Annotated in this window: 20 protein-coding genes; 11 read left to right on the top strand and 9 right to left on the bottom strand. The window is 37.7% G+C overall.

The genetic code is table 11. The annotated features are described in order from the left end of the window. Positions 1-4: 4 nt before the first annotated feature. Positions 5-376, top strand: coding sequence for a hypothetical protein (locus AC0YN4_RS27765; protein WP_475783938.1), 372 nt, complete (start codon positions 5-7; stop codon positions 374-376). A 40-nt stretch (positions 377-416) separates the two neighbouring features. Then, positions 417-608, top strand: a complete 192-nt coding sequence (locus AC0YN4_RS27770) for a hypothetical protein (protein ID WP_475783937.1) — start codon at positions 417-419, stop codon at positions 606-608. 617 nt (positions 609-1,225) lie between these two features. Here the strand turns inward: AC0YN4_RS27770 and AC0YN4_RS27775 are convergent. Beyond that, complete coding sequence (locus tag AC0YN4_RS27775) at positions 1,226-1,831, bottom strand: hypothetical protein (RefSeq protein WP_475783936.1); 606 nt, start codon at positions 1,829-1,831, stop codon at positions 1,226-1,228. A gap of 33 nt (positions 1,832-1,864) precedes the next feature. After that, the gene (locus AC0YN4_RS27780) at positions 1,865-2,479 is read right to left on the bottom strand and encodes a matrixin family metalloprotease (protein ID WP_475783935.1); all 615 of its coding nucleotides are present in this window, start codon (positions 2,477-2,479) and stop codon (positions 1,865-1,867) included. 1,402 nt (positions 2,480-3,881) lie between these two features. Here AC0YN4_RS27780 and AC0YN4_RS27785 point away from each other — a divergent pair. The 7 genes from AC0YN4_RS27785 to xerS all read left to right on the top strand — a co-directional run bounded on the left by AC0YN4_RS27785 (position 3,882) and on the right by xerS (position 15,404). Beyond that, positions 3,882-4,595, top strand: a complete 714-nt coding sequence (locus AC0YN4_RS27785; protein WP_475783934.1) for a hypothetical protein — start codon at positions 3,882-3,884, stop codon at positions 4,593-4,595. 29 nt (positions 4,596-4,624) lie between these two features. After that, positions 4,625-5,152, top strand: coding sequence for a hypothetical protein (locus AC0YN4_RS27790; RefSeq protein WP_475783933.1), 528 nt, complete (start codon positions 4,625-4,627; stop codon positions 5,150-5,152). Between the two features lie 746 nt (positions 5,153-5,898). Then, on the top strand, positions 5,899-6,357 hold the full coding sequence (locus AC0YN4_RS27795) for a hypothetical protein (protein WP_475783932.1): 459 nt from the start codon (positions 5,899-5,901) through the stop codon (positions 6,355-6,357). Positions 6,358-6,414: 57 nt separating this feature from the next. Next, the gene (locus AC0YN4_RS27800; RefSeq protein ID WP_475783931.1) at positions 6,415-6,708 is read left to right on the top strand and encodes a hypothetical protein; all 294 of its coding nucleotides are present in this window, start codon (positions 6,415-6,417) and stop codon (positions 6,706-6,708) included. 1,394 nt (positions 6,709-8,102) lie between these two features. Continuing rightward, complete coding sequence (locus AC0YN4_RS27805) at positions 8,103-12,833, top strand: DNRLRE domain-containing protein (RefSeq protein ID WP_475837305.1); 4,731 nt, start codon at positions 8,103-8,105, stop codon at positions 12,831-12,833. 21 nt (positions 12,834-12,854) lie between these two features. Further along, positions 12,855-13,559 carry a hypothetical protein gene (locus AC0YN4_RS27810; protein ID WP_475783929.1) on the top strand — a complete coding sequence of 235 codons (705 nt, stop codon included), beginning with the start codon at positions 12,855-12,857 and terminating at the stop codon, positions 13,557-13,559. 771 nt (positions 13,560-14,330) lie between these two features. Further along, positions 14,331-15,404 carry a tyrosine recombinase XerS gene (xerS, locus tag AC0YN4_RS27815; RefSeq protein WP_475783928.1) on the top strand — a complete coding sequence of 358 codons (1,074 nt, stop codon included), beginning with the start codon at positions 14,331-14,333 and terminating at the stop codon, positions 15,402-15,404. A gap of 223 nt (positions 15,405-15,627) precedes the next feature. On the opposite strand, the gene AC0YN4_RS27820 is transcribed toward xerS, so the two are convergent. Next, on the bottom strand, positions 15,628-15,906 hold the full coding sequence (locus tag AC0YN4_RS27820) for a hypothetical protein (protein WP_475783927.1): 279 nt from the start codon (positions 15,904-15,906) through the stop codon (positions 15,628-15,630). Positions 15,907-15,982: 76 nt separating this feature from the next. Beyond that, positions 15,983-16,351: a hypothetical protein gene (locus tag AC0YN4_RS27825; RefSeq protein ID WP_475783926.1), complete on the bottom strand. Its 369-nt coding sequence runs from the start codon at positions 16,349-16,351 to the stop codon at positions 15,983-15,985. 189 nt (positions 16,352-16,540) lie between these two features. Between AC0YN4_RS27825 and AC0YN4_RS27830 the strand changes: the two genes are divergently transcribed. Next, on the top strand, positions 16,541-17,044 hold the full coding sequence (locus AC0YN4_RS27830) for a YfbU family protein (RefSeq protein ID WP_475783925.1): 504 nt from the start codon (positions 16,541-16,543) through the stop codon (positions 17,042-17,044). Between the two features lie 147 nt (positions 17,045-17,191). Continuing rightward, the gene (locus AC0YN4_RS27835; protein WP_475783924.1) at positions 17,192-17,509 is read left to right on the top strand and encodes a hypothetical protein; all 318 of its coding nucleotides are present in this window, start codon (positions 17,192-17,194) and stop codon (positions 17,507-17,509) included. Positions 17,510-17,716: 207 nt separating this feature from the next. Here the strand turns inward: AC0YN4_RS27835 and AC0YN4_RS27840 are convergent, their stop codons facing one another. From AC0YN4_RS27840 to AC0YN4_RS27860, 5 genes are read right to left on the bottom strand one after another with little or no spacing between them, the layout of a single operon-like run. Next, the gene (locus tag AC0YN4_RS27840; RefSeq protein WP_475783923.1) at positions 17,717-20,284 is read right to left on the bottom strand and encodes an ABC transporter permease; all 2,568 of its coding nucleotides are present in this window, start codon (positions 20,282-20,284) and stop codon (positions 17,717-17,719) included. Beyond that, positions 20,278-20,976 carry an ABC transporter ATP-binding protein gene (locus AC0YN4_RS27845; protein ID WP_475783922.1) on the bottom strand — a complete coding sequence of 233 codons (699 nt, stop codon included), beginning with the start codon at positions 20,974-20,976 and terminating at the stop codon, positions 20,278-20,280. The genes AC0YN4_RS27840 and AC0YN4_RS27845 overlap by 7 nt, the downstream gene beginning before the upstream one ends. Positions 20,977-21,021: 45 nt before the next feature. Next, positions 21,022-21,558 carry a thioredoxin domain-containing protein gene (locus tag AC0YN4_RS27850; protein WP_475783921.1) on the bottom strand — a complete coding sequence of 179 codons (537 nt, stop codon included), beginning with the start codon at positions 21,556-21,558 and terminating at the stop codon, positions 21,022-21,024. Then, entirely contained in the window at positions 21,555-22,145 is a 591-nt protein-coding gene (locus AC0YN4_RS27855) for a MauE/DoxX family redox-associated membrane protein (RefSeq protein ID WP_475837306.1), read from the bottom strand. Before AC0YN4_RS27855 ends, AC0YN4_RS27850 begins: the two co-directional genes overlap by 4 nt. Beyond that, positions 22,138-23,922: an ABC transporter ATP-binding protein gene (locus AC0YN4_RS27860; RefSeq protein ID WP_475783919.1), complete on the bottom strand. Its 1,785-nt coding sequence runs from the start codon at positions 23,920-23,922 to the stop codon at positions 22,138-22,140. Before AC0YN4_RS27860 ends, AC0YN4_RS27855 begins: the two co-directional genes overlap by 8 nt. Between the last annotated feature and the right edge of the window lie 15 nt (positions 23,923-23,937).

Genomic DNA, 23,937 nt, shown 5'->3' on the forward strand with positions numbered 1-23,937 from the left:
GAGAATGAATAGAGACAATTTTATTGAAGCTATTAAACTGTATGTTCGTGATTCATCTATTGTTAGTACCACTGAATTCATAACAAAACCACCTGGAAGGAAACCGAGAAAGAGACATGTGGAATTGTCGGCCTGGTATAATGGACTGCAAGATGATGATAAAAGTATGGTGACTAAAATGATGGAAGAAGCTGTTGATTCTGCTCTTTTTGGATTATTTTGTGTATTGGATGGCGTGAAAGTTATTGAAGATGAGGAAGAGAAAACGTCCTTCCAGTTATATGGAGTCAAAAATGGTAAAGCGTTGCTTATTAATGATGAAAATGAAGAGAGTCTTCATGACATCTATAATTATTTAACGAATCCGCCTGACTGATACACATTAATAACCCCCGCTCAAATGAGCGGGGGTTATTGTGTATGTTTTTGCTTTGTATGGGGTTAAAAATCCTAGGGGAGGATTTGGGGACCATTTAGGTCCTGTAATTATTCTCTGCTCTGCTGCTGCTGCTCAAATTGCTTTACTCGGTGGTATCGTCTTGCTTACCGGGCAAATCATCGTGTTGCTGCTCCTTTTACACGATGCAATGAATAAAATTAAGCATTGAAAACTGGAATTAAATTAAATTTTTATTATTTTTGTCGGGTGACAAGAACATATATGCTTAAGAAGCCGCTAACTGCGGCTTTTTTCATTCTAACGATATATGTTCTTGTCAAAATCGAGTGACTAGAACATATATCGTTAGCCGAATTAGGACAAGAACTTGCAATGTTACACGTACTTGAAAAGGCTTCTCAATGAGATGGACTTTTGAAAGGTGTGTAAAACGGTGAAGAGCAGCGACTTTTCTTCGCTCCGCATCGAAGGTACGGACGACGAGAACGCTGGCTGGGATTTAATGGAGACAGCGACAAAAGGTTAAACTGAAATCGTAATTTGGGCACTTCCGACGAACAATCAATCGCAGTGGCTCATCTTAAACCTGATTTCTACAAAACAGTGAACGAAAACAAAAAAAGAGACCTTACCATTTAATGGGCTAGGGTCTCTTTTTGCATTTCGGAGATCGTTATGAATTATTGCTGCGCTGCGTATACCTCAATGATAGAAGATGGCGATTTGGATACTGACAATGAATGGAATGCGTCTAAGCAACCGACTCCCAAGTCAGTGTGACTATTGGGAAATCAGTGAGCAGCAGGTAAAATTATAACGTGTCTATCATTTGTAATCGGGGTTCTTTGTCTTGTGCTTTACTGCATCTTTAATTTGAGTCATAAAGTTATCTGAATCTATATCTTTAAATTTATTTAGTCGAACCGATTCGGTCCTGGACTGTATCTTGTTCCCTTTAATCTTCCAAATACCGTCATCAAAATTATAAGACCAGTACTTGCCATCACTGGTTTTTACCAAAAGAAGGACAACTTCATCATTTTCTTTAACAAAACCATCCGACTTTTTTTTGTTTGCCAAAGTCCCATGTTGCAATAAAGTGATCGTTTTGTCGGTAATATCACCGTACAATACTTTATCTATTTGAATTTCTGCAGGAGTTACATCGTATGAAAAAGCATTTTTGCCTGTGATTCCCGAATTCCGTTTGGATGATTCACCAACACTTAGAACCTTACCCTTAACAACATAGCCTACATTCCAAAGTTCCTCTTCTAAACTGCTATATCGGGCAGATACGGCAGTACTTTCATTATGAGAAGAACTTGATTCAGTTTGGCTTGTATAAAGATGGCCCACCGCTGAACCAGCAAAAATACATGTGCATACCAATAAAGCAGACAGTACAGTTTTTTTATAATTGATTTTCATGTGTTACCTCCATATATAGATAGTATTTCTTATTTAGTACTTCGTATTTACTTCTCCTGCGTCATAAGTTGTAACATTGTAACCACCTTCAAGGTTACTTGTCATAATTGAGTTATCCTTTTCAGTAATAAAAGCAGTATGTGCAAGACCAATCATATGTCCCAGCTCATGTGCAATAACAGCTTTTCTTCTATCAGAATTAGAGGACGTATCACTGCTGTTTGTCCAGATCGCACCACCATCAACAATCGAACATCTATCATCAGGATCATCAATCATAGTATCAGTACATGGACTTCCGTTGTAATAGCTTTGTGTCCACGCTTCTCCAGAACCCCAACCGTTAGCATCCCAAGTTGACTGAGGAACGGTCCATAGATCTACTTCAGATGTGGTATAGGCCGTATCATAAAATTGGACATGGGCAGTACTAGCATTCCATTTCGTCCGTCCTGCATCATAAACTGCACCTTTATAGCTTGTACTAAGATTATCATCATTTGTTTCAACGAAAGCTTGCCCACCAGGAGCATTGTACCAATGAAAACTTTCTGTTGTAGCATTAACAGTGGCAGCAAATGAAATTGCTCCAACTGTAAGACAAGTTATACCCATTGATAGCTTATGCCATTTCTTTTTAATAGCCATACTTAACCTCCATGTAATATCATAATTTAATAAATTTTCCAGTAGAATATAACCCTATAAAGCTTCAAAAGTAAATAGATGGAATTTAAATGATTAATATGAACTAGTGTTTATGTGTAAATATAGATAATTATAACTACCATATCTAAATTTTTGTTAAAATATTATCGGTAGCTCCACTATAACCTCCAAACATATCTGTAACACGCTATGACGATGGATTTTCGAGTAACTGGTAAGGAGGTACCAAAATTATTGGCAAGATGATGAAGTTAGACTGCGTTCAGTACAGGTTGAAGATTGGGAAAGTTATTACAAAAGCAGGAGGTTACTATGCAATTACGAGCCAACCATATTTTAATTAGGTATTTTTGCAGAAAAGACGCCGAGAACCTTTGCAGAATCGCATGGGAGGAAGGTATTCGATGCTTCAACGAGGATTGGTCGAAAAATGGGACTTCACCTCAGGATTATTATGAGTGGATTGACATGTTTCAAATACGTAGTGATTCCACAGATGGCTGCTTGTTGGGAATCGGATCAAGTTCTTGTCATCGCAAAATGACATGAATTTGATCCGATAACTAAAAAAGTTCGCGTTTTATGCGGACTTCATTCGGACAGCTTAATTATGTTAACATCATCCGAATTAGGACAAGAACTTGCAATAATACCCGTAGTTGAAAATAATTCTCAATGAGTTGGGTTTTGAAGATGTGTTAAAAGAATTAGTCATCGGAGAGGCTGCTGGCATATTTAACAGCCTCTTCAACTACCATGAAAGAACGGATTAACTTTCAGGCTTTGTGGTGCAGCTGAAGATTTGCATGAATGGCTAGCGGGCAGCATTCCTATTATGAATAAATACGAGGTTTGAGAAATAAAAAGACTCCTTGGTATGATGTTAATGGGGTCCATGACGCTGGCCGGTTGAACGGATCTCAAAAACAAACCAAGGAGAACACAACATGAATTTTAATCAAATGAACGAATTAATCAAATCACATCTTCTAGCTTAATTGTCGATGTAGACATCGGAAAATTCAAACACGTGGCTCGTGCACAAGACAATCGCGGAGGCGACTTCGGGAAGCCAAGTCGTTTCCCATGTAACGCGGAACCACAGATTATGGGGCTTGAAAAGAGAGTTTAGAAAGCTGCCGATTATTAATCGGCAGCTTTCTAAGTTCAGGAAACTACAATTTTAGACAATTTTAAGTACAATAAAACTAGTTAGTAGCTCTTAAATACAGTCATTTGGAACCTTTTTATAAATTACCAAAGAAGATAAATTTGAATAGATATATTTGGTTTTAATAACAAATTAGAGGAGGTAAATCCGATATTAAAGTTTTAAAATTTGAAATCTAAATCATACAAAACGAAGAAGGGATTGAATAATATGTATCTAAGCAAACTATTCAAAATACGTACAGCCGCAATAGTTCTACTAATTTCGGTTTCTTCTTCACATTACGTCAATGCAGCGGCTACAACAGATTTGTATAATCAAGAACGAATATATGAAGAAACGAAAGGTGGTTTTGTTTCCTTCACAAATGATCAAGAAGATCTGACATACCATACTTCGACTTCATTTATAAATAAAGAAATGTGGTTAGGATTTGATGCTGATTCTAAGTGGATAGAATTAGGTACAACAAAAGGAGCTATTGATAGTTCAGACGGCTACATAGCTGATTGGCACGGTCACTTTATGGCGTGGAATGATGATGCCACTGGTGATTATCATGAGCGTAATTTCCAAAGTCAGTTCCCAACTGGAAAACACACTTTTGAAATATCTCGAATCAACGGAAGTACAGTCTGGAGAGTATATATAGATGCAACTGAAATTGCTAATGTACCTCATTTTAATAGTGTAACTAAAGCAATTCATCTAACAGTTGGTATTGAAAGTACTGATACACTTAATACTTTTACTGATGGAACATATGCTTCTAGTCTGCAGTTCTACCCAACAACAGGAACATTGTGGAAAAACTGGAGTGCTACAGGGGTTTCCGTGTTTGACCTAACTACCACAACAGCTTTAAATTTAGGTTGGAGTAATACGTATAATTCTACACTTAATAAAATAACTTATAATAACTAGCTATTATTATAAAAGGAGGTATAAGACAAATGAAAAAAGATAGAATAGTTGCATTTGCTTTAGTATTGTCAATTAGTATCGGTGGAATATGGTTTGGAAGGGCTGATAATACCGCTCAAGCATCATTTATATCTGTAAATAATTCAGTTGAAATCCCACCAGTAAGTGAAGCAGTACCTGGAAAATATAATCAACCAATGGTGCCCGTTTTAAAAAGTAACAGTGATAAAAAGAACCAACTCTTTGCCTCGAAAAGCAATATCGATAATAAAATAAAATTACACAACAAAGAAAAAATACTCTCTGAAAAACTTACATCCTGGAAAGAATATAATAATATCGAAGGTGAAAACACAGCTAATCCTGAAGTTTCCGACGATCGCATGGTATGGGAAATATCTATCGATTGCCCAGATGGGGTACAGACTAGAGGAGGATTTTTCAAAAATGCTGTTAAAACATATATAATTGATGCAGAAACAGAAAACCTCATAGAAATGCATGTTAAAGGTGAACGTGTTAAACCAATATTCGATAGACAGGTAAAAATTAAATAGTTTTATTTACTCTGATTTACTGGGACAAGCCCTTCAACAACAAAAAAGCCGCAGCGAATGTCGGGTGACAATTATTTCATTAAAGGCCGCGAATGTCGCGGCTTTTTTGTGTTACTCGTCAGTATGGCCATAAGCCAAACGGAAGTTGAGAATTTAGCGAATAAACACACCGATTGCTATTCGTTGAATGGTTGGAGGACAAAAATAAAAATAGAGAACTGTTTCATTCATTGCCGCGAAAAGGAGTTATACGTACTAATTTGTCGGGTGACAAGAACATATATGCTTAAGAAGCCGCTAACTGCGGCTTTTTTCATTTTAACGATATAAGTTCTTGTCAAAAACCAGTGACAAGAACTTATATCGTTAGCCGACCTAGGTCAAGAACCTGCATTGTTACCCGCAACTGAAATACTTTCTGACTGCAGCGGGGATTTTTTTGTTTGTGCAACAAAGGAAGTTAGGACACAAAAAGGCTATTAAGCAGCTTATGGAGGATATAGAAAAGTTCAAATAGATTAAACTTAGTGATTTAGAGCGAGTAAGACAGCGTTATTTACGATCCACAAAGCGTTAAAAAATTTCAATAGCGAGCAACCGACCCCAGATATTTCCTTTATATACGACAAATTATACGACAAAAGCATAATATGCCTAAATGATCTTTGGGAAAATCGACCCATGGTAATTAATTCCAAATATAGTAGTCTGAAATAGTAAATACTAATTCCGAGGAGTGTTAAGTAATGAAAAAAGTATTGTATTCCATGACTGCCTTAGTTATGTTGTTATCGACGGTTTTTTTTCCTACTTTTGCGGAAGCAAAGGATCCCACATTTCCACGATGCCAAGGAACGAATGATTGGGGTTTCGCTATTGTTAGTGCTCAAACATCGGCTACACCAACTGTGGCTTGGGGTATTAATTTCATTAATAGTACTACTGTTGGTCCAATAATTACTCTTGCTTCTACTGGTGGATCGGTGACGAAGCCAGATTTAACTGTAAGAAGCATTTCTCCTTCAGCTGTTTATGCACCACATATAGAAGCGTGGAACTATTCCTTTCATGGAAGTATTGGAACTTATAATTATATTGGATCATCAACTCCTGGCACCTTAGCATCTGGTGATATTCTTAATTTATACTTTAGTTTCTCCGGGGAATATGCAAGTGGAACTGTAAAGATTGAATGTAAAGTCTGATTATACGGAGAATGAACATAAGGAGAGGCAAGTATCCACTATTACGGGGGGAAATGAATGAGTATTACAAACAATGAAAGCGATAATATGAAATGGTATTTAGAAGATAAGTACTTTGAAACAATGAGGGAAGCACATGAATGGGCGTATAGTGGACCTTATAATGAAATCGGCAATCTTTATGATGGCTATATTACAAGGGACGAAAAAATCGCATCGGCATTAGTTTTTGAATTAGTTAGAAGTAATACAATTCACGTACATCGTTATAATATTCATTGCGATTGTGAATTTCCAGATGGGTCAATTATCTATAAAGTATGGGTCAGCTCCAATCGTTCCAATCAATAACATTAATTGCATCCGATCGGATAAAACTAACCTCGATAAAAAAGCAGCAGGCATTACCGAGGCCTGGAGGATCGATCAGCTTCCTGGATGGTCTGGATGTGGATGGCTGCGACTACTCGGAGGGTATGCTTGCAGTTTGCCTGGAGCGAGCAGCAGCAAAGGAAAGCCTTTCACTGTATTGTCGGATGACAAGAACATATATGCTTAAAAAGCCGCTAACTGCGGCTTTTTTCATTGTTACCCGTGGTTAAAAATGCTTCTCAATAAGATGGACTTTTGTTCTTGGATGTAATTAATTAGAAAATGATGTCTCAGAGCAAGATTTTATTTTTTGCAATCCTCATGATTTTTAAAGAACCAGGGCTACAAGCCGAAAATCTCAACAGGCTTTCTTTTCTCCATTTTCTTCATTAAATCACCGCATTAATGTATTGCCCCTAAAATTTCTCATACAACATTGTAACAGATGTTTACATTAGACCTGAAAGTGGTGCTAAACGCCTCATTCGTTCCGATAACTTGCCGACTTGTTAATATGTATTGTATTGATTGGGGGAAGTGTCCGAAATGTAGAACAAAAGAAAACCACGTGTAGGGATACTTTGGGGCGATTTCCCTTGGACTCAAGCCCCGAGTAAGTTAGGTGAACTTTGGGAGTATGAGTAGAGTTGAACGTGATGTTACTCAAGCACTTCGCCAAGAAATGGAGGTAATACGGGGGTTAAACCGGTCTTAAGTTATTCGATAACAAACTTACCCGATGTTTTAGCTGCCAGCTGAAGCTAACCCATTGTCCTAGACGTAATTCAAAGCAAACAGTGGGAAGCTGAATTCATTACTCCGATGGCTAAATGTCGTTTTTATATTCCATATTTTTGTGTCTTGTTGTCACAAAAGTTCTCATTTAGAATTGTTAAGTTGCAATGAGAGAATACTAGAATAGGGGAAATGAAGTGAAGTTTACTAAAAAGAGGTTCGAAAAGGTAGTCTATTGGTTTATCATAGTTTCGGTGTTATCTACGATGGTTCCTGGGGAGTATCATGGCCAAGTATATGCATAACAAAACAACGAGGAAAACAAGATTACTTTAGGTACAATTAAAGACAAAGAGGAAATAGTTAGTCTAAGAACTGAAAAATCAAAAACATTCCGCAATGCAAATGGTTCTTTTACAACAAACATAAGTCAAGATTCATTACACTACAAAGATAAAAACAAGAATGAATGGCTAGATATTGATAATAAACTATTAGAAAATTCTTCTCAAATTTATAATGATAAACATTCCTTTAAAATAAAATTTAATAAAAAACATACTCAAAAAAGCTCATTACTTAGTATCACTGAGGATAGATATGAAATTGGCTTAAACCCAATTGCAATCAACTCGAGTGTGAATAGCCAACAATCAGTAAAAGATAATATCATTACCTATTCTGAGTTGTTTCCAAACACAAATCTAAAGTACACAGTCGGAAATGACAGAGTAAAAGAAGATATTATTATTAAGAAAAAACCAGATGCTCAGGATTCGTCGATCTATACATTTGAATTAGATTTACATGGCTTAAACTATAAAAAGCTTGAAGATGGATCGATTCAGCTTTTAGATAATCAAACTAATCAAGTGGTTTATATCGTTGCTAGACCTTTCATGTATGACTCATTTATCCCTAAAGGATTTGAAAAGCTTCCAACTGTTAGTGCATTTCCAGATGAAGCACTATCGTACAATGTTTCATACAATCTTAAACAAAAAGAAAATAAACTTTTGGTGGACGTTGTTCCTGATAGAGGTTGGCTTGAAGATAAAAGTCGGGTTTATCCAGTCACAGTTGATCCTACCATAATTAAATATCAACCAACTTATGCTCTTGCCGATACTAACATAAGAAGTGCATTTCCAAATACAAATGCTCCGACTGATACTACTTTAGGTGTAGGTTTATATCAAGATGCTACACAAACAAATGTTATTCGTACATTGTTAAAGTTTGATACCTCAAACATTCCTGTAGGTTCAAAAGTCTTAGCAGCTGATTTGAATTTGTGGTTAGCTGCTGTTTCTAATACTACATCTATAGCTGCTACATTACATGAGGTGACCACTCCTTGGACTGAATACTCGGCAACATGGAACTCATCAGATGCAGGATTGCTATGGACGAATAAAGGTGGTGATTACTTATCTTCACCGATTTCTAGTGTAGCAGGTATTTCTAGTCTAACAGATTTATCAGTTAACTATCATTGGGCTCTTGGATCTAATATTGTTGACAAATGGATTAATGACCCTCAGAAGAATAAAGGACTGTTACTAAAAAGTACTACTGAGGGTGTAAATACTTACAAGAAATTCATTTCTGGTGATGATACAGTGAATCTGAATTATACTCCGGCTTTAAGTGTCACATATTATCCAGCTAGTAGGTTGGGTTTTGAAAATTATTGGGCATATGATCATTATGATCTTGTAGGTGGGGATAGTTATATAAACCTAGGGACAGGAAATAATATTATTCAATATACTGATTACTCCTTAAAGGGTCGAGGGAAATTTGGAATTGATTTTACTCGTACGTATAATTCCAAATCTACTGAGAACTCGCCCTTTGGTTATGGATGGTCGTACTCAGGATCAGAAACGGTAATCGATGCTAATCGTGATGGTATTATTCTTTATACAGAGGATGATGGAACTTCTCACGAATTTCAATATGATTCAATAACAGGCAAATACAAATCGCCATTGGGAAAATATTTATCATTAAAAGTTATAAAGAGTGGTTCAAATATTACTGGATACGATATAACTGATAAGTATGGAATTACTACTCATTTCGATAAAATTGCAGTAGATATTACAGCAAATATAACTAAGGCAAGAATTAGTTATGTAGTAGATCGACATGGCAATAAAAATCAATATATTTATGATTCTGCCGGTAAGTTGACCGGAATTGCTGATGCAGCTGGCGAACAAGTCACATTTGTTTATGATTCCAACGGAAGAGTAGACTATTCATTAAACGGTATTCTAAAAACTGATTATGGATACGATTCTACCGGGAAATTAATAACACTAGATCAATATAGTGATGCAACTTCCTATAACAGAACACAGTTTGTTTACAATTCTGATAAGCGTATTGTTACTATAATTGATCCAAATGGGCGTAAAACTGATTTTACGTACGATCAAGAACTGATTGCGAAGGTGCAGATACCAGTAGACGATCCATCTGGTAATGATTCTTCAACGAGACCGGGAACAAGTTACACATTTGATCTTACAAATCATATAGCAACAGTAACAAACTCCCAGGGCTCTAAAACAACAAGATATTTGAATGCTAACAATGTAGAAACTCGATCATTAGATAATAATTTAAAAGAAACAAAGATCGAATTGGATGAGAACTACAATAAAAAGTCCATAACTTACCCTGACGGTTCAAAGACATCTAGCACATATGATTTATACGGAAATTTGTTATTTAATACGAATACAGAGAATAAAACGCAAACATACACATACGATCAATTCAGTAACGTCAATTCATTTAATGATTACGATGGTACTCAGACTTCCTATGAATATAACTCAAAAGGTGACTTGGTAACGATTACTGATAACACCACAGATCAAACTTTATTAACTTATGATATTTACGGGAATCTCGAGTCAATTAAGCATCCGGATTTAACTACTGAAAAGTTTAGTTATGATGCGAATCGGAATTTGGTTACTGAAACTACAGATAAAAATGGTAATACAACAAAATCGATTACTGACCCAATTGGAAGAATTATTAGTAAGACTGATAAGAAAAATAATGAAACAAAATATGAATACAATAGTGCGGGTCAATTAGTTAAAGTTATTGATTCAAACAACAATGTCACTTCATATGACTATGATACTTCTGGTAATATAACCAAGGTTACAAATGCAAAGAATAATTCGGTTACCTATTCCTCAATAGGAGATAAGCAAATAACAAGGGATCAATCATTAAATGAGTGGGAGAATACTTATGATCCTGTGAATGAGAAATTGCTTAATGTTAAAACTGCAAATGGTAATACAATATTAAATGAATATATAGAACAAGAGAATTTAAACAAAGTTACTACAAGTATTAATGGAAAACCAAGTTGGGAATTTGAGTTCGATCCAGAACGAAATGAGTTCGTAAAATCTGTTACCAACAATGGACAAATTACAAAGAGCTTTGAGTATTATCCGGATAGTGGTTTGCTAAAAAAAGAAACCGATCGTAGTAATGAAAAAGAGTATCATTATAAAGATTCAGAAAACAACTTTGTCGATCAATTAACTTATTCAATTGGTGAAAATGGTAATACTCTAAATTATGAGTATACTCCTTCTGATCAGATGAATGTCATTAAAAGAAATGGAGTGCAGCTGGCTAATTTCAAATTTAATGACAACAATAAGTTAGAAAGTGTGACCAAGAATAATGGAACATACACAAATATTATTTACGATCCAGAGAATGTCGATAAAATTTTATCATTCATAAATTATAATTCAAATGGATCTATAATTAATTCAGAGATTTATAATTATGATGTCAATGATAACATTGATACTATTCAAACGATTACCGGCATAACTAAATTTGAGTATGACAAGTTAAATCAACTCCAAAAAGAAACTCTAGAAGATGGAACACTAATTTCTTATAGCTATGATAGCGTAGGTAATCGCGAGAAAAAGACAGTCACTACAGATGAAGATACTGTCACGACTAATTATGTGTATAATGGTGCCAATGAAATTTCACAGGTAAACGGTAATCAATACACTTATGATGCAGATGGAAATTTAGTTAATGATGGTTTAAGATCATATGTTTATAACGAGTTAGATCAACTTGTGGAGGTCAAAGATAACAATAATCAAACTATCTTCATTGCTAAGTATGATGAAAGCGGAAAACGAATTCAGACAGCAACTTCTGGAGTAATTACAAATTATTATTATGAAGGCGATCATGTTTTATATGAGACGAACTCAGATAATGAAATTACCTCCCAGTATACATGGGATGAACTAGGTAATCCTGTTACCATTACGAAAGATGGTAGGACGTATTATTATAATTTAAATGGCCACGGGGATGTAATCTCACTAACAGATGATCAAGGAATTATAGTTGCTAAATATCAATACGATGCATGGGGAAATATCATTTCTCATACAGGTACCATGGCTACGGTTAATCCGTATCGTTACGCAGGTTATCGCTATGATGATAGTACTGGAATGTATTATCTAAAGGCGAGATATTATAGTTCTGAAACTGGAAGATTCATTACACGAGACACAGTGGGTGGTGTACTCGATAATCCGCTTTCATTGAATTCTTATACTTATGTAGAGAATAATCCACTAATAAAAGTTGATCCATCAGGTAACTGTGCAGTAGAGCCTGGAACGCCTGTTTTCGGAAGTTGTAGATTTGGTACGCAAGCACACATTATTCTTGGAGGGATTTTCCAAGCGTTAAATGTAGCTGCGAAACAAAAAGTTGCTTTTGTGGAGCCTCCGATTATTTTGAAAAATGGATCTCGAGGAAGAGCAGATTATGTAGTAAATAAAATTGCGAAGAATGCAAATTCGTATGATGTATTTGAACTAAAACCTGTCTCTTGGAGGAAGAATGCTGAATTGCATAAGTCAGGAAGGAAACAGATGCAAGGTTACATTGATGGCATAAACGTTCATGGGTTCCTTGGAAATCGAAAAGCACGAGCGAGTGCAGGACCAAACATTTTTCCAATTGAAATAACAGTGCCAAGTCCTTTTAATCCAAAACGTGAAATTGTCTATATAACATATCCCGATGATCCTGGAATGATATATTATTGGGATAGAGAAAAAGGTAATAAGAAAAAAGTAGATGAACCGGAACCTAAAACAAGTGATGTTTGGGATTGGGTATCTGAGATATTTGGGGCTCGTTTTTATCCAAAAGGTAGCCCGATGCCAGGGCCTCCGACAAATGGTGGAAAACAGGGAGGGTCAGGTGGATTGTTTCCAATTCCCGTTCCAGGAATACCAATTCCAGGTTTTCCACTTCCGATACTACCTTAATTAAAGGGAGAGTATACATCAATGAGTCTAAGTAAACTAATAAAAGAAATACTTGGTCCACCATTAAGTAAATTAGGATTCGATCTTAAAATCGCACAGAATGGAATATATCAATTTGAACGTGTATTTCAAAATGATGTGCAAAGTATCTCTCTAGAGAAGAGTAATTGGCAACCAAACGCACTTCGTGTTATGTACTACACACCTGAAAAGGTGATTAGCGGTTTTGGTTTATTTAATGAATGGGATAAGGAATGGTACTTTTACGAAAATGAAGAAGAGCTTCAAAGAGTTCTTCTTCAAATTCTAGAAATTACCAAGAATAAAGCAATTGATTGGTTAGATGCGAACAGTACTATTAAGGCGCGGCCATTAGGTTTTGTTTTTAATGAAGAATTTGTGACCAAAGCAAACGATTTTATTACTATGAAAGGATTGAACACACATAATCCAGAAATAATCGGATCTTTGGAAAGCCTGCTCAAAATGGATCGATCGGATAATATGATTTGGTTCGCTTCTTATATTCTGGGGCAAGTATTTGTAGATAAGTTTGATGGAGTGTGGGAAGAGCGCTCTGGTGATTTTCCAATTGTGAAGAATATAGGTGGTTTGGAGAATTTTATTATTGAACCTTATGATACTGTATTAGGATTTTTAGATGATCCAATTAATGAGGATCTTGTTGGGTTTTATGAAATTAAATCCGGGCTGATATATAGATAAAGGAAACGGATATCGCATATATATACTGTGATATCCGTTTTTTATTTTGCACGACATGCGTTTGTATTAATTGCGGACGATTTGAGCAGCGGGGGGAGGGGAGGAGGAGAAATCTAATTGCACGAAATTAAAGAAATACTGTCGGTTGACAAGAACATTGTCCGAATGAAGTCCGCATAAAACGTTTTCGGTCGTCCATGGCTAGGGAAATCATCTGCTGTTAAATTTGCAATTGATTACCACCCCAATCAATTAGGTGTTTCATTACCACTATTGATTGTAAACACAAAATTCTATAAGAGTCCAACAGAAATCAAGTTTTATAGTGATATGCTTGCTGACTTCAAGTTTCCGTTCGCAGGGATCCTTCGGATGTTCTTGTCCTCCGACAACAACGACAGATTAAAACCAATCTCAATACAAACAATATAAAAAATACGTAGACCAGTATGTAGCACGATTAAGAATATAAAACAAAAATCAGCGTTACCGTTTTAATTCGGCAACGCTGATTTTTGTTTTCGGATCGAGAAGAAAAGCATTTACATTTATGTATAGAAGTTCTTGTCGTTTTTGTATAGAATTTCCGTGAAAAGAAGAGTGAGAAATAGAAAGCTACTAAATTACGCATAACTCTAGTTAGACGAAATCATGGACCAGAGAACAAATGTTTGGTATAATAGTTCTATCAATCACTACTATTTCATGCCATTAATTAATTTCATAGTAATCTCATTATACGCAATTTAAAGTATCTGGGGGCCAGCCTTTATGCATATCGATGAACGGAAACGACTATATAAGAAAACCGATATAAAGATGATCGAGCTGCCGTGGTACGCGCAAGAATACATAGAACGTAACAAGCGCAGAAAGTCGCCTAATACATTATTAAACTATTGCCTTGATTATATCTCATTTTTTGACTGGCTGCTGTCTGAGGGATTATGCAGCGGCGAACGCGGGCAGATTCCGCTTCAGGTTCTTGAAAACCTTCGCGCAGCGGATGTTGAGCGTTTTGGAGACTTCCTTGCCATTGATCATGGTAATTCGCCTGATACAATCGCTCGTAAGTTCGCTTCACTCAAGTCGCTGTTCCATTATTTATCCCAAGTCGCTGAAGATGAAAATAACTACCCATATTTAAAGCGCAATGTGATGGTAAAAGTACTGCCAGTCGAAAAAGAAAAGCTGACCGTTGAGGAGAAAGCTAGCCGGATTGAGGATAAAATCTTGCGCGATGATGAAATCTTTGAGTTTCGAGTATTCGTTGCTGAAGGGTACCAACAAACTTGTGTTGAAAACAAGCGCATTTATAACTCCCATATTAAGAACAAAGAACGTGACCTTGCGCTGGTTAGCTTGATACTAGGCTCGGGACTACGGATATCAGAAGCCCTCTCTCTTGATCTTGATGATGTTGATTCACTAAAGAATAAAGTTTCAGTAACGAGAAAAGGCAACAAAAAAGACTCCGTAACCATTAGTGATATTGCGATGGCAGATCTCCAGGCATATTTGAGCGTTCGAAAATCCCGTTACCATGTAGGCGACAATCAGCCGGCTCTCTTTCTATCTCTGCCTACAGGACCACGCGGTGCTGTTGGTCGATTAACTGTGAGATCGGCCCAGAAAATGCTTGACCGCTACGTTGATTCATTTGGTAAGCCCGCATTAACGATCCACAAGCTGCGGCATACATTTGCAACCAGGTTTCATCAAGAAAATAACGATCTCGCAAAACTTAAAGAGCAGCTCGGGCACGAGGATATGAATACAACTATGATATATACCCATATTGGTCAAGAAGACCGACGGGCATCTGTTAATAAAGCCGATAGCTAGGAATGGAGATTACCCGCTCCCCACTCTTTACCGTCGTATTGAACCCCGACACTGGATCCAAAAGCTAGTAAAGGAGCTGAGGAAAAGGCGCTAATCTACGGATCGGCGTTTTTTTTATTGCGATCGCCGTCAGAAGGCACATAAAAAGGATCAGCCGGGCAGCATCACCTGGGGCTGATCCTATATTCAGTTGTAACAATAGTTTGTGTTGGAAACGATGAAGCTATGCCTGATCATCTTCTATGTAATCATCCTTACTTCCAACTTGAAATTTAAATTTTCCCACTCCAATACTGACTTTTTTAGAACTGTTCATCGCTTGATGAGCAAGAAATCCACCAAGCAATGTCGCACCAAGAACGATGAATGTTGCTTCTGTTGGGTTTTTCTCGGCCCACGTCATCAATCTTTCGCCCAATTTAAAATTATTTTCCTTTAATTCTTCCTTTAATTCCGTAGCTGTTTCGACCAAATTTTCCTTTAATGAGTTTTCCATTTCCATTGTTCTTCCACTCCTATGATTTATTTAGAGAGCCAGAATTGCTTCCCTCTATCATAGGCTGTGTTTTTTTTACGAATTAGCTTTCGAACTCGCCCCGCAGCCGATCCAGGTAATGATCGTCGTAATAGTCCTGGATGAAGCGATCGCGTTTCGCTTCGTCTTCCTCTCGACCGAACAGACCTTTCTTCTTTGTCCGTTCCTTCTCCGGCAGCTCAGACCACTTTTGCAAGGCTTCACGCTTTAGCTGCTGCTTGATCTTATGTTGCAGCTGCATATCCTCGATCCGTTCCCGCCGACGATCTGCCGGGCTAGGCAGCGCAGCCGCTGCGCTCTGTTGCATGGCTAGCAGCTGCGCGACTTGCGCTTGCAGCAGGTCGTATCGGTCGTCATAGCGTATCGTTACCGCCGTTTCTTCGCTATGCTCGATACTACCTCTACGCTTCATAGCCGCAGTGATCCTACTTCTTCACGCTAATAACGCCGCATGGCATGATTGGGCACTGTGCTGCTGCCCACTGCTCGGCTTTCCCTTCTTCGTGCAGCCATGCTCCGATAGTCGCTGACTCTACCACTGTGCATTTATTTTCCAAAATGGTATAATAAGGCATTCTACTCGCGAATAGGAGATGATCCGATGAATCTATCTAAACAGGAAAGATTAATATTGTTCAATCAGTACGATATTCTCGAGCGTTTAAATCCAGATGAAGCTGAGACGTATCGCAATTTCAAAACAATCTTGAGTAATGGGTACAAGTCTCGTTATGACGATATGGTTGAATGGTTCTCTGACGAAATGAGTGAGGGTGCTTCAGAACTGGTTGTTGATGTCTTGGACATGTATAGTTGTCTTCTTAACTCATATAATCGTTTGGATGATAAGTCAGGCATCGAAGAACATCGCATATCATTCCCAGGCTTTGATGGTAATAATGAAACAACCGAATTGGGGTACACAAGGTTCTTTCTGCACGATCTGGGAAGATTCGACGAGCTCCATCAAGAAGGACATGGCAGCTATAATAGCCACCGCCGCATGATCCCTCAATACCGCACAATGCTTGAAGTTTGGAAAGCGATGGAACAAAGATATAACCTATCAAAAGCGGAAATTATCGATATTATAAATGCCAGATAAAAAATGCCCCCTACTCGGGGGTCCTTTTTATCTTAGCTTGATTAGCGGACATATAGCAGTTGCGCGCAGCCTCCAAGGCTGACAGAATTTCAAGGTATAGACAAGTTTTTTATTTTTATAAATTATCTATTTAAAAAGGGTGAGATTGTGTCACGAAACGAATACGGTGAAGTCATTTCAAATGAAGAAGTAAAAAAACTATTCGCTAGAGGTTATCAATATGTTGAGGGACTTCTTAGGTCGCCTGATGATGTAAATGCTATCTTAAGGTCAGGTTGGAATACTGAACACTTGGCAAACCCACCTCAATATACCCTTACTCCTCTTGAAATGAATAGGCTAAGAAAGAAGATTGGGGTTGGAGTTGGGGTTGGAGTGGGAGTTGTAGGAATCGGCGGCTTAATTACATGGGGAGTTAGTAAATTAGTAGAAAAAAGGAAAAAAAATAAGCAAAAAAATCTCTAGCCTATTTTCAGACTAGAGGTTTTTTGTTATAAAATCCCGATTTTGTGAAGTAGTTGTCGTCCGTAAATGCCGAACCTGAAACGGATATTTCCGGCCATACTTAACCTCCGCCTTGCGCAAGAGAACGCGAAAAAGGAACGGTTACGAAATCGTCCTTCCTCATTAAGCGCCGGTAGAAACTTGAAGCTGATGCTTATTTTTATGGGCTTATGCCTTTTTAGCCAAAACATACCCGCCACCCATGCCTGCCGCAGGCGATAAAGAGACAGCCGTCTGCGCAGGCAGCAAAGATCCAATAATGCCTGCAAATATGGGCACCGCACAAACCATAAAGAGGTAACCCATTTCTCGAAAAGGGAACTGATGGTACAGTATTGAGATTATTACCACTCCCAATACTAATGCCACAGTGCTCGCCAAGATCCCGACCACAGCACCTTCCAATAAGATCAGCCGCCGAATTGAGCGATTTCGCCATCCGATGGATTTCAACAGCGCTAACTCCATTTTGCGCTCGGAGACATTTTGCCACATAAGCTCAGCCGTGGTCAGAACGGATATCAGCAGGCTGACTCCAATCGCGAGATAGTGCCGAAACCCGATTTCCCCAGCGACGTACTGGCCCAACCAGGACGTATAAAACACACCATTCAACCGAAATGTAACAAACACGAAAAAAATCAACAACGAGGTAGGTACAGCCATTGACAAAACTGCTAGTATATTACGTCTCCATTTACCGACAAAGTTTGCCGTCGTTAAACCGAACAAACCGCGTGTTGGCACCACGCGCCATATGATAGATCCGTACTCGCCAGTGCGTATGGCAGCAAGTGGTACAATTCTACTTGCCTGAATAACCGGCAAAGCGCTACCGAGTACGAAAATTCCGAAAGCACTGGCGCCAGTCGCAACAAGCTGCATAGCAGTCATAGTCGTCATGTTCATCAGGATAAAGCAAGCTTCTACCCCCCACGTAGCCAGTGCTGCAAATACTCCAATGAACGCGGATTCGAGGAGAATCAATCCGCGAATTCGTGATGTTCGCCACCCGAGCGCCATGAGAACAGCATATTCCTTCTTACGCACGAAGAACGAAACCATGTTCGTCGCGATCACATACATAACAGCTATTAAGATGACCAGCAGCAACATCCCGGAAAAGCCCAGCTTAACCTCGTTCACAAGTGTTAGTGCAGCCCCTAGTTTAATCCACTCCTGCTCCATCCAACCGATTTCCGTTTGAGCACCACTCTTCGGCACTTGGACAAGCACAGGCTGAGGCGAGGAGCCTAGCAATATATCTGCCTCTAATCCAGTCCGTTGTCTAATTTCTTGCGCTATCTGCTCCAGTTCGGCTTGCCTGGTATCTGATACTTCGTCGAGGCCGGCAACTTTAATCCGTACCATTGAAATCGGCTTATCGCCGGCGATCTTTGCTGCAGCCTCCATCGTCGTCAGCATCGTCGGTGGGCTCGTCAAAAGGTCTAGTGGATTGTTCATCGACTTTATAGTCACCTGCGGATTGACAAGACGTCCTGCTGAATCGACGATTAGCTTGGCGGAGGGCTTCCTGTACGTATCCATTGGGAATAGTGATTCGACGTCCTTAGATACCTGAAGCTTTGTTGGATCGTACAGACCAATATAGTTTGCAAACAAGCCGATTCCATAGTCGGAGTCTGGGTGCTTTGGATCCTTAATACTCTCCAATGGACGATAAAATTCTGGAAATTTCCCAAAATAGGAGCTAGCTTGTGCGTCATATACCTTTAACCGGTAAGCGACCTGCCAACGATCGGGGTATGGGCTATGAGCAGTCTCGTAGGCAAGTGGCTGAGGTCTTTCTTTCAAAACCAAATAACCGTTAGCTGACTGTAACCTTAGCATTTTTTCTTGCAAATCAGCCACAGCCGACTTTCCATTAACCTTTACAGTTTTGCTCATAACAGCCCGAACATCGTCTAAAACATCATACCCGCCTGCGGCCTTCAGCTTAACCGACAACTCAGTCTCCTGCTCGGGCGTCTCATATGGAATATCCAGTCTCTCATATTGAAAGGTATAGGTCCGATCCACCTGGTCTTGATTACTGACTAATATCGGGATATTCGAAATCGTGGTCCTGCCGTTTAATGGTTTTTCTATTACTTGCGTCTCTGTTGAACTAAAGTAATGTGAAGAAGGTAAAACAGCGCGGTCTAGTCCAACCAACTTCGCTTCCTGAATAGGATCAATGCCAACCAACAATGCAGGGTCATAACTTGTCAGTTGTATTACCATACCACCGCTGTTTGAGGGCCCATACCTAAAATAGGTTGTTTTAGGAGTAGAAATCATGTTTTGTACTCCGTTGCTCGCACTTACTTGATTCTTCAGCCGGTAAACACCATAGTCTTCGAACTCTATTTTACGGTCCAGTAAAGTACCAAAGTCCGTGTAGCCAAGAACTGCAAGTGGCGCAGCAACAATTACTCCAGGCATCTGCTTGATTTGCTCCAATTGCTTCAAACTGATACCACCGTCAATTCCATCTTGAAAGTTAGGTTCCATTAACCCAGCAGCTTTGTCGCCGAAGCTTGTTCCAGGAGGACGGACAGCGATGTCATAGGAAACCTTCCATTTGTTTTGCAGAGTCTCCATAACGGTCAACTTATTTGATGAAGTGAGTGTGAACAAAAGTGCCAATCCGCTGCATACGATTACAATGCCAAGCAACATAATAAGTAGTCGCTCTTTATGACGCCACCAGTTCGTCCAAATTAAGCTCAGCATACGCTCACTCCGGGTAAATCTCTATCTCCAACGATATGTCCGTCCTTAATCTCGACAATTCGATCAGACTTACCCGCTAACTGTAAGTCATGAGTAACTAAAATGATACCACAACCAGTTTCAGTCTTCAGTTCCTGCAATAATTCGAAAATGAGGTCGGCGTTCCTAGAGTCCAGATTTCCTGTCGGTTCGTCAGCCAGAAGCCAGCTGGGGTTATTAATTAAGGCCCGAGCAATAGCTACACGTTGTTGCTCCCCGCCGGAGAGTTGTGACGGAAGCGAATGTAGCTTGTTTGAGAGACCTAATCGTTCAAGCAACTTCACAGCCCTCGCTTTGACATCGCTACGTCGGCGTCCAAAGAAAGGCGACATTACATTCTCTAAGGACGTTAAGGCTGGCAGTAAATGAAAATGTTGAAAGACAAGCCCGATCTGTTCAAAACGAAAATCTGCTAATTGATCTGCTTTCAAACTGGTCGTATCCGATTCCCCGTAAAACACATGGCCAGACGTCGGCTGATCCAAAATTCCGATTAAGCTGAGCAATGTGGATTTGCCCGAACCTGAAGGGCCAATAATAGAAGTGAATGATTTGCGACGTATGGTCAAATCGATTTCCTCCAGCACCGCCGTCTCAACATTTCCGCTCGCGAAAGTCTTGCCGATGCCGATCAACCGAATATCTTCGTTCATTCGTTGCCCTCCGCCAGCGCTGTGCGCCTTCCATATTCTTTTTTTCTAAGCACTTTTGAGATTATAGATCATTCCTTTTAAATCATTTACACTAACTATTGATTTAATAGACAAAATTTTGTTCTCAGAATCAATTAGTACCGCAGTTGGAACCGTTTTGATGATGTAGTTATCGAATAGATCATCCGATTCAATAAAAGAAACACCATCTATTAAATATGTAAGATTCTCTTTAAAACCACCTTTTTTTGCTACTACAATAATCCGTAGTTGGCTGTCGAGAGATGGTATAGTATTAATCTTAGGTACTATTTCACCACATATTCCACAAGAAGGGCTAGTAAAAATAAGCAGCGTCATGCTGTTATTGGGCTGAGATTTTAACAAATTGCCGTGTTGATCATGTGCTCTAAAAAGAGGTGCATAATCACCGACACTTGGTCCGTTATATTCTATTTTTCTATTTTCGATGCGTATTCTGTTTAGAAAATGAGCGACAGTTTTTCCTAGCGAATAAAGAAAGAATGTTTGAATAATTATTGCAATCCAAAGAGCTATATTAGAAATAACTAATATTTTCATAACGTGCTCCCTTCAGAAATTATCTTTTTACTCCGACCTCTTATTTCAGATACTTGGTTAAATACCAATACTAACAAAATGGATGTAATTGAGATGAGAGTTAATATAGCCATCTTAATGTTGTATATTGAAGAAATATCATTACCGTGATATAAATCCTCAAGAGATCCTAGTGAAGTATGCATAAAATGGAGTGAAAATAACACTAGTATTAATAAGATGTTTCTAGTAACTAACAACCACGAAATTCTATGAGATCCGAGTAGTCCTCCGCAACCACATGAAATCTCTACTTGACCTCGGAATAAATTGACTGTGATTGCGACAGTATAAATTATGAGTAGAAGAATCAAAATCGATGAAACTACATTAATGAATAAACCCAATAGCATGAATATCCCACATGCTATTTCTAAACAAACTTCTAAACGAACAAAATAATTAACCCATTTTCTTGGGAGAATGTCGTATTCTTTAACAATTGCAAAATGATACTCTAAATTTCTTATTTTATCGATACCTGAAAATAAAAATACTGTTCCTAATATCAGTTTCAGAATATACAATAAACTGTCTATTCTAACCAACTCCTACTTCAGATTTTAAGTTAGAATTAATCAACTTATAATAGTTGCTCTTTAATAACATCAGTTCATCATGCGTGCCCATTTCCTTGATGTTCCCATTTTCCATAATAACTATTCTATCCGCGAATTTTAGAGATGCCAGTCTGTGTGTAACGTATATGACCGTTCTTTCTTTGGCAAAAAAGTCAATAGTTTCGAATATTTCCATTTCTGATTGACTATCAATTGCGGATGTCGGTTCATCTAAAATTATTATTTTTGAATCCTTATATAACGAACGAGTAATCCCCACTTTCTGCCATTGCCCTCCTGATATATCTTCACCGTCAAATAGTATCTTTCCTAATTTAGTGCTATATCCCTCATTAAATTGTTCAACGAACTTGTGAACACCGATTCTTCTAGATATTGATACTAGTCGCTTTTTATCTTTATTGGATGAATCCAATAGTGAGATATTTTCTTCAACAGAGTAGGGATATCTAATAAAATCCTGAAACATAACCGAAAATTTGTTCCATAATTTTTGTTTTTCAATCAAATTAATATTTTGTCCACCGATTATCACTTCACCTTCGTCAACAGGAAATAGCCCAGTGATACATTTAATTAATGTGCTTTTTCCTGAACCGTTTTCTCCGATGATTACCACTCTCTCGTTTTTATGTATCTTTAAGTTGATGCGATCTAATGCTTTTTTATTACTACCCGGGTATGTAAAAGAAATATCCTTCAAACAAATTTCACATTCATCAATAAAATCGAGTTCATCCTCTGTTCTATTTCCTAGTGGCGCTGTTTGATCATCAATAAAATTAAACAAGTTTTTAAAATGAAGTGAATCTTCATATAATTTAGCTGATTCTATTATTAATTGATCAATTGAACTTTTGAAGTTTTGAATTGCCTGACTGGTTGCAACAAACGCACCAACAGTAAGACTCTTACTTTTAAACAAGAAAATCATTACTAATAATGAAAGGCCATATAATAATGTAATTGCTATTTCAATTGTAAAGTCTATGATCTTTTGTTTTTTATAATGGTTAAATTGTTCTTTCTGATTAAATAAAAATTTAGTAGACCATTTTGATATGTAAAAGTCACCGATATTAAAAATACGAATTTCTTTTGCGTTATTCCGATCTGATAATATTCGATTTAAATAATTACTTTCCTTAACTATACTAACCATTTTGGTAACTAGTTTATATCTCTGCTTTCCTGAAACAAAGTTGAACACTAATGATGGAATTGGAATTAGTAGAGCAATTCCACATAAGTACCAACTAATTTGAAAAAGATAGTAACTAAGTGTACTAGTTCTAATTAATGAGACCAGAATATTAAAAACCCCTTGGTATAATGAGAAGACACTTCCTATATTTTGCTTTGATATAATCAGTTGTTCATTAAACTTTTGGTTTTCAAAAGCTAACAGTGGGATAGTTGTACTCTTTTTCAGAACCAATTTTTGCAATATATAATCAAACTTGTTTCCGAAATGCTTATTTTTTAATTCATTAAATCTAGATATCCCCGATGATAAAATTATAATACCTACCTGCAATAAAAATATAGAAACGAATTTTTTATAATTGTTCGTTCCATTATTAATTACTTTCGAAACTTCATCGATTAATTTTTCGGAAACTAATAAAGATATGTATGGAGTAAATCCTAAAACTATCGAATATATAAGTGAAAGAAGTATAAAATATTTTGCGTTTTTTAATATGAAGAGTGTTCCTACTTTTAAAAGCTTTGTACTATTCAATCATGATTAACTCCT

This window comes from Paenibacillus sp. J22R3 (assembly GCF_056269305.1).

What these genes read in the sequence shown, in the direction of transcription:
- xerS (WP_475783928.1), top strand. Translation starts at nt 14,331, where the DNA reads ATGCATATCGATGAACGGAAACGACTATATAAGAAAACCGATATAAAG.
- AC0YN4_RS27800 (WP_475783931.1), top strand. Translation starts at nt 6,415, where the DNA reads ATGAGTATTACAAACAATGAAAGCGATAATATGAAATGGTATTTAGAA.
- AC0YN4_RS27775 (WP_475783936.1), bottom strand. Translation starts at nt 1,831, where the DNA reads ATGAAAATCAATTATAAAAAAACTGTACTGTCTGCTTTATTGGTATGC.
- AC0YN4_RS27790 (WP_475783933.1), top strand. Translation starts at nt 4,625, where the DNA reads ATGAAAAAAGATAGAATAGTTGCATTTGCTTTAGTATTGTCAATTAGT.
- AC0YN4_RS27765 (WP_475783938.1), top strand. Translation starts at nt 5, where the DNA reads ATGAATAGAGACAATTTTATTGAAGCTATTAAACTGTATGTTCGTGAT.
- AC0YN4_RS27810 (WP_475783929.1), top strand. Translation starts at nt 12,855, where the DNA reads ATGAGTCTAAGTAAACTAATAAAAGAAATACTTGGTCCACCATTAAGT.
- AC0YN4_RS27825 (WP_475783926.1), bottom strand. Translation starts at nt 16,351, where the DNA reads ATGAAGCGTAGAGGTAGTATCGAGCATAGCGAAGAAACGGCGGTAACG.
- AC0YN4_RS27850 (WP_475783921.1), bottom strand. Translation starts at nt 21,558, where the DNA reads ATGAAAATATTAGTTATTTCTAATATAGCTCTTTGGATTGCAATAATT.
- AC0YN4_RS27780 (WP_475783935.1), bottom strand. Translation starts at nt 2,479, where the DNA reads ATGGCTATTAAAAAGAAATGGCATAAGCTATCAATGGGTATAACTTGT.
- AC0YN4_RS27830 (WP_475783925.1), top strand. Translation starts at nt 16,541, where the DNA reads ATGAATCTATCTAAACAGGAAAGATTAATATTGTTCAATCAGTACGAT.
- AC0YN4_RS27820 (WP_475783927.1), bottom strand. Translation starts at nt 15,906, where the DNA reads ATGGAAATGGAAAACTCATTAAAGGAAAATTTGGTCGAAACAGCTACG.
- AC0YN4_RS27795 (WP_475783932.1), top strand. Translation starts at nt 5,899, where the DNA reads ATGAAAAAAGTATTGTATTCCATGACTGCCTTAGTTATGTTGTTATCG.
- AC0YN4_RS27845 (WP_475783922.1), bottom strand. Translation starts at nt 20,976, where the DNA reads ATGAACGAAGATATTCGGTTGATCGGCATCGGCAAGACTTTCGCGAGC.
- AC0YN4_RS27785 (WP_475783934.1), top strand. Translation starts at nt 3,882, where the DNA reads ATGTATCTAAGCAAACTATTCAAAATACGTACAGCCGCAATAGTTCTA.
- AC0YN4_RS27840 (WP_475783923.1), bottom strand. Translation starts at nt 20,284, where the DNA reads ATGCTGAGCTTAATTTGGACGAACTGGTGGCGTCATAAAGAGCGACTA.